This window comes from Azospirillum formosense, assembly GCF_013340925.1.
GTDB lineage: Bacteria > Pseudomonadota > Alphaproteobacteria > Azospirillales > Azospirillaceae > Azospirillum > Azospirillum formosense.
The window spans coordinates 1-10,295 of the sequence record NZ_WHOR01000209.1; the positions used below are offsets into that span (position 1 = coordinate 1).

The following is a 10,295-nucleotide window of genomic DNA, read 5'->3' on the forward strand; positions in this document are numbered from 1 at the left end:
CCGGCGCCCGCCCCCCCACCCTACCCTCCCCCCCTCTGGGGAGAAGGTTAGGATGAGGGGGCGGCCGCAGGCCGGAAAAGCTCTGCAATGAGGCTGCGTTTCCGCCCTTCGGGCGCCCCCTCACCCTGACCCTCTCCCCAGAGGGGAGAGGGAAATATGGACAAAGTGCCCGTTACTCCGCCGCGACCGTCTCCGGCTCCACCGCCGGCGTCCACCGCAGCACCGGCTTGCGCGCCGCGGCGGTCTCGTCCAGGCGGCGGCGCGGGGTCAGGCGCGGGGCGCCCTGGAAATAGGCCACATCGCCGGACTTGGCCCGCTCCGCCAGGGCGCGCAGCGCCGTGACGAACTGGTCCAGGCTGGCCTTCGACTCGGTCTCGGTCGGCTCGATCAGCAGGGCGCCATGCACGACCAGCGGGAAGTACATGGTCATCGGGTGGAAGCCCTCGTCGATCAGCGCCTTGGCGATGTCGAGCGTGGTCACCCCCGTGCCCTTCAGGAAACGGTCGTCGAACAGGCATTCGTGCATGCACGGCCCGTCGAAGGAGGGGGTCATGACGTCCTGCAGGCGGGCCAGCAGATAGTTCGCGTTCAGCACCGCGTCGTTCGCCACCTGCCGCAGGCCGTCGGCGCCGTGGCTCATCATGTAGGCGAGCGCGCGTACGAACATGCCCATCTGGCCGTGGAACGCCTTCATCCGCCCGAAGGCCGGGCCGTCGCCGGCCTGCTCGACCAGACGGAAGGCGCCGTCCTTGTCCTGCACCACGTAGGGCACCGGGACGAAGGGGGCCAGCGACTCCGCGAAGACCACCGGGCCGGAGCCCGGACCGCCGCCGCCGTGCGGCGTGGAGAAGGTCTTGTGCAGGTTGATGTGCATCACGTCGATGCCGAGGTCCGCCGGACGCACCCGCCCGACGATGGCGTTGAAGTTGGCGCCGTCGCAGTAGAAATAGGCGCCCGCCGCGTGCACCGCTTCGGCGATGGTGATGATGTCGCGCTCGAACAGGCCGCAGGTGTTCGGGTTGGTCAGCATCAGCCCGGCCACGTCGGGGCCGAGCTTGGCCTTCAGCGCCTCCAGATCGACGCGCCCGTCCTCGGTCGCCGGAATGGCCTCGACGGCGTAGCCGCAGGCGGCGGCGGTCGCCGGGTTGGTGCCGTGGGCGCTTTCCGGGACGAGGATCTTGGTGCGGCCCTTATCGCCCTTGGCGTCATGGGCGGAGCGGATCGCCATGATGCCGCACATCTCGCCGTGCGCGCCCGCCGCCGGGGCCAGCGTCACCGCCGCCATGCCGGTCAGCGTGGCCAGCCAGCGGCCCAGCTCCGCCATCAGTTCCAGCGCGCCCTGCACCGTGCTTTCGGGCTGGAGCGGGTGCACGTCGGCGAAGCCCGGCAGCCGCGCCATCTTCTCGTTCAGGCGCGGGTTGTGCTTCATCGTGCAGGAGCCGAGCGGGTACAGGCCGCTGTCGATGGCGTAGTTCTTCTGCGACAGGCGGGTGTAGTGGCGGACCACCTGCGGCTCGGCGAGGCCCGGCAGGCCGATCCGGCCGCGCGGCTTCACCGCCCCCAGGCGCGGGCCCACCGCGGGGACCTCCGGCAGGTCCACGCCGCAACGCCCGGCGCTGTCCTGTTCGAAGATCAAGGGCTCCTCGATCTGCAGGCCGCGGTTGCCGGTGACGGTCTCCGGAACGGCGCTGTCCGAATTCTGGATGCCGGTCGGGCGACCCTGGTTGTTCATGCTCATCACAGAACCTCGGCGAGGGCGGTGGCGAAGGCGTCCATGTCGGACTCGGTGTTGGTCTCGGTGGCGGCCACGATCAGCAGGTCGTCGAGCCCGCCGCCGAACAGGCGGGAGGCCGGAACGCCGCCCAGGATGCCGCGCTGCGCCAGCGCTTCGACCACATCCGCCGCGGGCTTCGGCAGTTTCACGGTGAATTCGTTGAAGAAGCTGCCGTTGACGATCTCGACACCCTTCACCGCGGCCAGCTTGTCGGCCAGTTGAACGGCCTTGGCGTGGTTGATCTCGGCGAGTCGGGTGAAGCCCTCCTCCCCCAGCAGGCTGAGATGGATGGAGAAGGCCAGGGCGCACAGGCCGGAGTTGGTGCAGATGTTGGAGGTCGCCTTCTCGCGGCGGATGTGCTGCTCGCGGGTGGAGAGCGTCAGCACGAAGCCGCGCCGCCCGTCGGCGTCCACCGTCTGGCCGCAGAGGCGGCCCGGCATCTGACGGACCAGCTTCTCCTTCACCGCGAACAGACCGACATAGGGGCCGCCGAAGTTCAGCGCGTTGCCGAGCGACTGGCCTTCCGCCGCCACGATGTCGGCGCCCATCTCGCCCGGCGGGGTCAGCAGGCCGAGCGACACGGCCTCCGTCACCACGACGATCAGCAGGGCGCCCTTGGCCTGGCAGGCCTTGCCCAGCTCGGTGTAATCGCGGACATGGCCGAACACGTCGGGGTTCTGCACGACGACGCAGGAGGTGTCGCCGTCGACCTCGGCCAGCAGGTCCTCGCCGCCCGTCGGGGCCGGCGGCATCACCACCGTCTCGAAACCGATGAAGCGGGCGTCGGTCGTCGTGGTGTCGCGGTAATGCGGGTGCAGGCCGCCGGACAGCACGGCCTTCTTCCGGCGGGTGACGCGGTTCGCCATCATCACGGCTTCCGCGCAGGCGGTGGCGCCGTCGTACATGGAGGCGTTGGCGACGTCCATGCCGGTCAGCAGCGAGACCTGGGTCTGGAACTCGAACAGGACCTGCAGCGTGCCCTGGCTCACCTCCGGCTGGTACGGGGTGTAGGCGGTCAGGAACTCGCCGCGCTGCACCAGATGGTCCACCGTCGCCGGGATGTGGTGGCGGTAGGCGCCGGCGCCGAGGAAGCTCGGCACGCTGCCGGCGGGCAGGTTCTTCCCCGCCATCGCCGACAGGGCGCGATCGACCTCAAGCTCGCCCATATGGTTGGACAGCCCCTCGATCGGGCCGGAGAGGCGGGCCGCCTCGGGCACGTCGCGGAACAGCTCGTCCACCGACGGCACGCCGATGGCCTCCAGCATGGAGCGCCGGTCGGCCTCGGTCAGGGGCAGGTAGCGCATCTCAGGCTTGCCCTTCCACGAAGGCCTTGTAGGCGGCTTCGTCCATCAGCCCGTGCAGCTCCGCCGGGTTGCTGAGGCGCAGCTTGAAGAACCAGCCGGTGGTCTCGGCCCCGGCGTTGACCAGCGACGGGTCGTTCTCCAGGTCGGCGTTGGCCTCGATCACCTCGCCGGAGACCGGGGCGAACACGTCGCTGGCGGCCTTCACCGACTCCACGACGGCGGCTTCCTTGCCCTGGGCGAGCTGGCGGCCGACGTCCGGCAGCTCGACGAACACGACGTCGCCGAGCTGGTGCTGGGCGTGGTCGCTGACGCCGACGGTGCCGATGTCGCCCTCGACGCGGACCCACTCATGGTCCTTGGTGTACTTGATGGTCATGGTTGTCCCCTGTTCGCTCGGTGTTTGTTGTTCAGCCGCGGTAGTAGCGCTGCGGCACGAAGGGCATGGCGGCGACCTTGGCGGCCAGCGGCTTGCCGCGGACCATGAGCTGCACCGGCGTGCCCACGGCGGCGTGCGCGCGGTCCACATAGCCCATGGCGACCGGAGCCGAGGCGGTGGGACCGAAGCCGCCGCTGGTCACCTCGCCGATCTTTTGTCCGTCCGCGTCGCAGACGTCGGTGTGCTCGCGGGCCGGCTGGCGGCCTTCCGGCTGGAGGCCGACGCGGCGGCGCGGGGCGCCGTTGGCGAGCTGGTCCTTGATGATGGCGTAGCCGGGGAAGCCCCCCTCCTCCCGGCGGCGCTTGGACAGCGCCCATTCCAGGCCGGCTTCGACCGGAGTCGTCGTCTCGTCGATGTCGTGGCCGTAGAGGCAGAGCCCGGCCTCCAGCCGCAGCGAGTCGCGCGCACCCAGCCCGATGGCCTCGACCTCGTCCTCGGCCAGCAGGGCGCGGGCGATGGTCTCGGCGTCGGATGTGTCGCAGGAGATCTCGTAGCCGTCCTCACCGGTGTAGCCGGAGCGGGTGATGATGACCGGGATGCCGTTGAAGGTGGCCGGCAGGCAGCTCATGAATTTCATGGTGGCCGCTTCGGGGATGAAGCGCCCGAGCACCGCCGCGGCTTCCGGCCCCTGGAGGGCCATCAAAGCGAGATCGTCCAGCAGCTCCACCTCGGCCCTGCCCTTCAGCCGCTCGCGCATGTGGGCGACGTCGTGGTCCTTGCGGGCGGCGTTGACGACCAGGAACAGGTGGTCGCCGGCGTTGGTGACCATCAGGTCGTCCAGGATGCCGCCCTGCTCGTTCAGGAACAGCGTGTAGCGCATGCGCCCACGGGCCAGCCCCTTGATGTCGCCGGGAACCAGCGACTCCAGCGCGGCGGCCGGATCCTCGCCGGTCAGGCGCACCTGCCCCATGTGCGACACGTCGAACAGCCCGGCCTTGGCGCGGGTGTGCTGGTGCTCCTTGAGGATGCCGAGCGGGTACTGCACCGGCATGTCGTAGCCGGCGAAGGGCACCATCTTGCCCTTCAGCTCCAGATGGAGGCTGTGCAGCGGCGTTGTCTTGAGGGACTCAGAAGCCTCGGTCACGCGGGTCCTCCGACATAGGGTCGCACAACCCGCGCCGGGATTGGCGCGAGTCCTGCCCCCTCTGTCCTGGACCTGAGAGATTCACCGGCGAGGTCCAACCCTCGACAACCGGTTTACTCCTTCGGTGAGCCGTCGCCCGCCGTGCGCGGACGAAGCTGCTTTCCAGAGTTGCCTTATCCCCCTTGCGGTCCTTTTGCCTGAGAGTTTCCGGGGCGGTTGCTCCTTCGGCGCCACTGCCCGGTGACCCGGACAGTGATCTCTCCCGCGAGGGATCATCGGCTTGTGCCGTTTAACCTACCGGGACCTTTGCGAATGTCAATCGGGGTTCGCTGGGGTCCCGGCGACGCTCACTTCAGGTCCAGATGGCTGCCGTCGCAGAAGGGCGGCTTCTTGGTCGCCTTGCAGCCGCAGAAGCGCGCCTTCATGGAGGTGACGGGAGCGAACTTCATCGGTTCCAGCCCGGTCCCGGCGTGGCTGCCGTCGCACAGCGGCTGCTTGGCGCTGCGCCCGCAACGGCACCACCAGTAGGTTTTGCCGGCTTCCAGCTCGATGATGATGGGTTCCTTGGTCGCGGCGACCGGTGCGCTGGCCATGATGCTGCCCCCCTTACCCAATCACTGCTTCATCTGCGCCCGGTTGAAGGCCAGCTGCTCCGGCGTCAGCTGGAAGCCCAGGAAGATCTTCCAGTCCTTGCCGTTGGCGTCCTTGGGCAGCGGAATCTTCGGGGCCAGTTCCTCGCGGCTGCCGGAGCGGAGCTTGCCGGACTCGAAGGTCACGGAGGTGTCGAACTCCGTCTTGGTGGTCGGCGTCTCTTCGCCCGGCTTGGCGACGGCCACGAAATAGCGGTAATTCGCCGTGTTGCCCTGCATCGCCGGCCCGCGCTCGGCGATCAGGAAGACGTTCACGTTCACGGTGACGCCGTCGCTGGTGTAGTCGCAGTTGCCGGAATAATCGGCCAGCGCCGCGCGGGAGGTGACGTCCGTCAGGTCGCGCCCGCCGCCGTTGCGGAACTGGGTGACCTCCGCCAGATCGCGGACGATGGACACCTTCGGGCAGGCCAGGGCGGCGTCCGCCGCCGTGTTCGATCCGCCCCCGAGCCCGGAACAGCCGGTGAGCGCCAAGACGCCGAACCCTGCACCCAGACTCGCGAATGCAAGCGCCCGCGGGCTTTTCCGGGCGGGGGTTCCTATATTACGGTCGCGGCGGCGGTCCATCGGTCTGACCTAACGGTTGGAAGGGTGTGTTCTGCCACGACTTTAGAGAAGCGGTGGGGCCGGCACAAGGCCACGCCGCCGCTGCGACGAACGAACCCTTACACCCCCTTTTTCGAGACACCGGAACGACGCGCATGACCCAGACGCCCCTGACCATCCTGCTCGCGGCCCCCCGTGGCTTCTGCGCCGGCGTGGACCGCGCGATCCAGATCGTGGAGGTGGCGCTGGAGCGGTTCGGCGCCCCCGTCTATGTCCGGCACGAGATCGTCCACAACCGATTCGTGGTGCAGAGCCTGGAGGCCAAAGGCGCCATCTTCGTGGACGAGCTGGATCAGGTGCCCGACGGCGTGCCGGTGGTCTTCTCCGCCCACGGCGTGCCGAAGTCGGTCCCGGCGGCGGCGGAGCAGCGCGGCCTGTTCTACCTCGACGCCACCTGCCCCCTGGTCAGCAAGGTGCACCGCGAGGCCGAGCGCCACTTCAACGAGGGGCGCCAGATCGTGCTGATCGGCCACGCCGGCCATCCGGAGGTGATCGGCACCATGGGCCAGCTTCCCCAGGGCGCCGTGGTTCTGGTGGAGACGGTGGAGGACGTGGCGAAAGTCCAGGTGGACGACCCGGAGAACCTCGCCTACGCCACCCAGACCACCCTGTCGGTGGACGAGACGGCGAGCATCGTCGCCGCCCTCCAGGCCCGCTTCCCGTCGATCGGCGGGCCGAAGAAGGAGGACATCTGCTACGCCACCACCAACCGCCAGCAGGCGGTGAAGGCCATCGCACCCAAGGTGGACGCCCTGCTGGTGCTGGGCGCGCCGAACTCCTCCAACTCCAAGCGGCTGGTCGAGGTGGCGAAGATCCACGGCTGCCAGCGCGCCCAGCTCGTCCAGCGCGCGGCGGACATCGACTGGTCGGCGCTGGACGGAGTCGCCACGCTGGGCATCACCGCCGGAGCGTCGGCCCCCGAAGTGCTGGTGGAGGAGGTCATGGAGGCCGCCCGCGCCCGCTACGCCGTGACGGTGGAGGAGCTGCGCACCGCCTTCGAGGACATCACCTTCAAGCTGCCGAAGTCGCTGCTGGACGGCGGCGTCGGGATGCGGAGCAAGGAAGAAGCCTGAGGATGTGGAGTGCCATTGACCAGCGTCCCGAATCCCGGTAAGGCGCTGGCATGGCCGTATACACCGAAGTCACCGACGACGAGCTCAACGCTTTCATCGCCCAGTACGATCTGGGCGCCGTCCTGTCCTGCAAGGGCATCGCGGAGGGGGTGGAGAATTCCAACTTCCTCCTGGTGACGGAGCGCGGCCCCTACATCCTGACGCTCTACGAGAAGCGCACCCGGCGGGAGGATCTTCCCTTCTTCCTGGGCCTGATGGAGCATCTCGCCGACAAGGGCATCGCCTGCCCGCTGCCGGTCCAGGGAACGGACGGGCAGGCGCTGCGCGAGCTGTCTGGGCGCCCGGCGGTGATCGTCACCTTCCTGGCCGGCATGTGGCCGCGCCGCATCACGCCGCACCACTGCGCGGAACTGGGGACGGCGCTGGCCCGCCTGCATCTGGCCGTCGCCGACTTCCGGATGGAGCGCCCCAACGCCCTCTCGCTGGACGGCTGGAAGGACCTTGCCGGCAAATGCGCTCCGCGCGCCGACGAGGTGGCCCGCGGCCTGCGCGCGACGATGGAGGCGGAGCTTGCGGCGTTGGAGGCCAACTGGCCCGCCGGCCTGCCGTCCGGGGTCATCCACGCCGACCTGTTCCCCGACAACGTGTTCTTCCGCGGCGACGGGCTGTCCGGGCTGATCGACTTCTACTTCGCCTGCAACGACTTCTTGGCCTACGACATCGCGATCTGCATGAACGCCTGGTGCTTCGAGGTCGACGGGTCGTTCAATGCCACCAAGGCCCGGATGCTGCTGACCAGCTACCAGAAGGTCCGCCCCCTGTTGCCGGCGGAGCTGGCCGCCCTGCCCTGGCTGTGCCGCGGCAGCGCCCTGCGCTTCCTGCTGACGCGCCTCTACGACTGGCTGAACCATCCGCCGGGGGCCTTCGTGCGCCCGAAGGACCCGCTGGAATATCTGCGCAAGCTGCGCTTCCACCAGACCGTCCGCGGGCTCGGCGACTACGCGCTCGACGACGGCGGCAGCTATCAGGTCTGACGCCATGACGGACAGCACGGACACCAACGGCGGCGGTGAGAAAAGCGCGCCGAAGACCGTCGACATCTTCACTGACGGCGCCTGCAGCGGCAACCCCGGCCCGGGCGGCTGGGGCGCCATCCTGCGCTACAACGGGGTGGAGAAGGAGCTGTACGGCGGCGAGCCGGCCACCACCAACAACCGCATGGAGCTGATGGCCGCCATCCAGGCGCTGGAAGCCCTGAAGCGGCCCATGGAGGTGCGGCTCTACACCGACAGCGAGTATGTGAAGAACGGCATCACCCAGTGGATTCACGGCTGGAAGGCCCGTGGCTGGAAGACCGCCGACAAGAAGCCGGTGAAGAACGAGGATTTGTGGCGCCGCCTGGACGAGGCGAAGCGGCAGCACCGGATCGAGTTCCACTGGGTCCGCGGCCACGCCGGCCATCCGGAGAACGAGCGGGCCGACGCGCTGGCCCGCCAGGGCGTCGCCGACGTCCGGCAGGCCGCGCGGGGCTGATCCGTCCGGCGAACGGTGACCATCCTCAAGGGTTTGTGGACGGCGGACCCGCCATCCCGCTAGGCTCCCTCCGATAACGAACGACGAAAGATCGTTGGGAGGAGACCGAGATGTATCCGCATTTGCGGAACGAAGCCCGCTGGGTGCTGCCCGAGGTGCTGGCCCATCAGGCCGCCGAACGCGGCGGCAAGACCTTCGTCACGATGATCGCCGGCAAAGAGAACGACGGCGACTCCATCACCTACGCCGAGGCGCAGGAACAGGCGGCCCGCATGGCCGGCTTCTTCGCCGGGCTGGGCGTGAAGCCGGGCGACACGGTGGCGGTGATGCTGCCGAACGGGCTGGACTTCGTGCGCGTGTGGCTGGGGCTGGGGCGGCTGGGCGCCGTCATGGTCGCTCTGAACACCGAGCTGAAGGGCGGCTTCCTGGAGCACCAGCTGGAGAACGCCGGGGCCGCCCTGGCGGTGGTCGACGCCGCCCTGGCCGACCGCATCACCGACATCGCACCACGACTGACCGCCTTGCGCGGGCTTGTGGTGCCCGGCGCCGTGGCGGGATTGCCGCACACCGCGCTGGAGGGCTGGCGCGACGCCGCCCCCTACGACGGCCCCCTGCCCCGCGCCGGCGACGACGCCTGCATCATGTACACGTCGGGCACCACCGGCCTGTCGAAGGGCGTGCTGATGCCGCACGGCCACGGCTTTCTGTTCGGGCTGGGCTCCATCGACAATTTCGCGCTGACCGACGAGGACCGCTTCTACATCTGCCTGCCGCTGTTCCACGCCAATGGGCTCTACATGCAGCTCTACGCCGCGATGATCTCCGGCGGGTCGGCGGTGCTGCGGGAGCGGTTCAGCGCGTCGGCTTGGCTGGACGACATCCGGCGCCACGGCTGCACGGTGACCAACTCGCTGGGCGCCGTCACCGCCTTCGTGGTGGCCCAGCCGCCGCGCCCCGACGACCGGGACCACCCGCTGCGCCTCGTCGGCGCCGCCCCCAACCCGGCGGACACCGAGCGGGTGCTGCGCGAGCGCTTCGGCGTCCGCGACGTCATCAGCCTGTACGGCATGACCGAGGTGAACATCCCGCTCTACGCCGAGATGGGCAAGCCGCGCCCCGGCACCTGCGGCAAGGTCTACGACCGTTATTTCGAGGTGGAGATCCGCGACCCGCAGACCGACATCCCGGTGCCGCGCGGTCAGGTCGGCGAGGTCATGGTGCGCCCGAAGGCCGCCTTCGGCTTCCTGTCCGGCTATCACCGGATGCCCGACAAGACGGTGGCGGCGTGGCGGAACCTGTGGTTCCACACCGGCGACGCCGCGGTGATGGACGCGGAGGGCTACGTCACCTTCGTGGACCGCATCAAGGACTGCATCCGCCGCCGCGGCGAGAACGTCTCGTCCTACGAGGTGGAGACGGTGCTGTCGCGGCTGGAGGGGGTGGCGGAGGTCGCCGCCTACGCCGTGCCGGCGGGCATTCCGGGGGCGGAGGACGAGATCATGGTCGCCCTGGTCGCCGCACCGGGCGCCGCCCTGACGCCGGAGGCCGTGGCCGCCTTTGCCGAGCGCGAACTGCCGCGATACGCCCAGCCCCGCTACATCGACATCGTGGACGCCTTCCCCAAAACGCCGACCGCCAAGGTGCAGAAGGCGAAGCTTCGGGAACGCGGCGTCGCCGACACCACCTGGGACCGCGCGAAGGTGCGGTGACGGTTATCCCCTCTCCCGCCCCGGGAGAGGGAGGGGCCCTGCGCCTTGCGGCTGGGGTGGGGCGGTGCTGAGCGGGGTGGTGGGGTGGACATTGCTCGCGACCGCCCCCCACGCCTTTTTGCGGGGCCA

10 protein-coding genes and 1 riboswitch are annotated in these 10,295 nt (G+C 69.4%); of the genes, 4 read left to right on the plus strand and 6 right to left on the minus strand.

From position 1 onward, the window contains the following. Positions 1-172: 172 nt before the first annotated feature. The 6 genes from gcvPB to GBZ26_RS21765 form a co-directional block, all read right to left on the minus strand. On the minus strand, positions 173-1,738 hold the full coding sequence (gene gcvPB, locus GBZ26_RS21740) for an aminomethyl-transferring glycine dehydrogenase subunit GcvPB (protein WP_174440641.1): 1,566 nt from the start codon (positions 1,736-1,738) through the stop codon (positions 173-175). Then, entirely contained in the window at positions 1,738-3,078 is a 1,341-nt protein-coding gene (gene gcvPA, locus GBZ26_RS21745; protein ID WP_174440642.1) for an aminomethyl-transferring glycine dehydrogenase subunit GcvPA, read from the minus strand. The genes gcvPB and gcvPA overlap by 1 nt, the downstream gene beginning before the upstream one ends. Position 3,079: 1 nt before the next feature. Further along, a complete protein-coding gene (gene gcvH / locus GBZ26_RS21750; protein ID WP_174440643.1) occupies positions 3,080-3,454 on the minus strand; it encodes a glycine cleavage system protein GcvH in 375 nt (124 codons plus the stop codon). Positions 3,455-3,485: 31 nt separating this feature from the next. After that, a complete protein-coding gene (gene gcvT / locus GBZ26_RS21755; protein ID WP_174440644.1) occupies positions 3,486-4,598 on the minus strand; it encodes a glycine cleavage system aminomethyltransferase GcvT in 1,113 nt (370 codons plus the stop codon). A 175-nt stretch (positions 4,599-4,773) separates the two neighbouring features. After that, positions 4,774-4,873, minus strand: a riboswitch (glycine riboswitch). A 72-nt stretch (positions 4,874-4,945) separates the two neighbouring features. Then, positions 4,946-5,191, minus strand: coding sequence for a CDGSH iron-sulfur domain-containing protein (locus GBZ26_RS21760; protein ID WP_174440645.1), 246 nt, complete (start codon positions 5,189-5,191; stop codon positions 4,946-4,948). 21 nt (positions 5,192-5,212) lie between these two features. Continuing rightward, positions 5,213-5,719, minus strand: coding sequence for a hypothetical protein (locus GBZ26_RS21765; protein WP_246653625.1), 507 nt, complete (start codon positions 5,717-5,719; stop codon positions 5,213-5,215). A 227-nt stretch (positions 5,720-5,946) separates the two neighbouring features. On the opposite strand from GBZ26_RS21765, the gene ispH reads away from it, so the two are divergent. From ispH to GBZ26_RS21785, 4 genes are all read left to right on the plus strand, one after another. Then, positions 5,947-6,924, plus strand: a complete 978-nt coding sequence (ispH, locus tag GBZ26_RS21770) for a 4-hydroxy-3-methylbut-2-enyl diphosphate reductase (RefSeq protein WP_035674772.1) — start codon at positions 5,947-5,949, stop codon at positions 6,922-6,924. 50 nt (positions 6,925-6,974) lie between these two features. Then, positions 6,975-7,958, plus strand: coding sequence for a homoserine kinase (locus GBZ26_RS21775; protein WP_174440647.1), 984 nt, complete (start codon positions 6,975-6,977; stop codon positions 7,956-7,958). A gap of 4 nt (positions 7,959-7,962) precedes the next feature. Further along, the gene (rnhA, locus tag GBZ26_RS21780; RefSeq protein WP_119510316.1) at positions 7,963-8,457 is read left to right on the plus strand and encodes a ribonuclease HI; all 495 of its coding nucleotides are present in this window, start codon (positions 7,963-7,965) and stop codon (positions 8,455-8,457) included. A 110-nt stretch (positions 8,458-8,567) separates the two neighbouring features. Beyond that, a complete protein-coding gene (locus GBZ26_RS21785) occupies positions 8,568-10,166 on the plus strand; it encodes an AMP-binding protein (RefSeq protein ID WP_174440648.1) in 1,599 nt (532 codons plus the stop codon). Positions 10,167-10,295 lie beyond the last annotated feature (129 nt).

Coding starts and splice junctions, on each gene's coding strand:
- gcvPB (WP_174440641.1), bottom strand. CDS start 1,738: ATGAGCATGAACAACCAGGGTCGCCCGACCGGCATCCAGAATTCGGAC.
- gcvPA (WP_174440642.1), bottom strand. CDS start 3,078: ATGCGCTACCTGCCCCTGACCGAGGCCGACCGGCGCTCCATGCTGGAG.
- gcvH (WP_174440643.1), bottom strand. CDS start 3,454: ATGACCATCAAGTACACCAAGGACCATGAGTGGGTCCGCGTCGAGGGC.
- GBZ26_RS21760 (WP_174440645.1), bottom strand. CDS start 5,191: ATGGCCAGCGCACCGGTCGCCGCGACCAAGGAACCCATCATCATCGAG.
- ispH (WP_035674772.1), top strand. CDS start 5,947: ATGACCCAGACGCCCCTGACCATCCTGCTCGCGGCCCCCCGTGGCTTC.
- GBZ26_RS21775 (WP_174440647.1), top strand. CDS start 6,975: ATGGCCGTATACACCGAAGTCACCGACGACGAGCTCAACGCTTTCATC.
- rnhA (WP_119510316.1), top strand. CDS start 7,963: ATGACGGACAGCACGGACACCAACGGCGGCGGTGAGAAAAGCGCGCCG.
- GBZ26_RS21785 (WP_174440648.1), top strand. CDS start 8,568: ATGTATCCGCATTTGCGGAACGAAGCCCGCTGGGTGCTGCCCGAGGTG.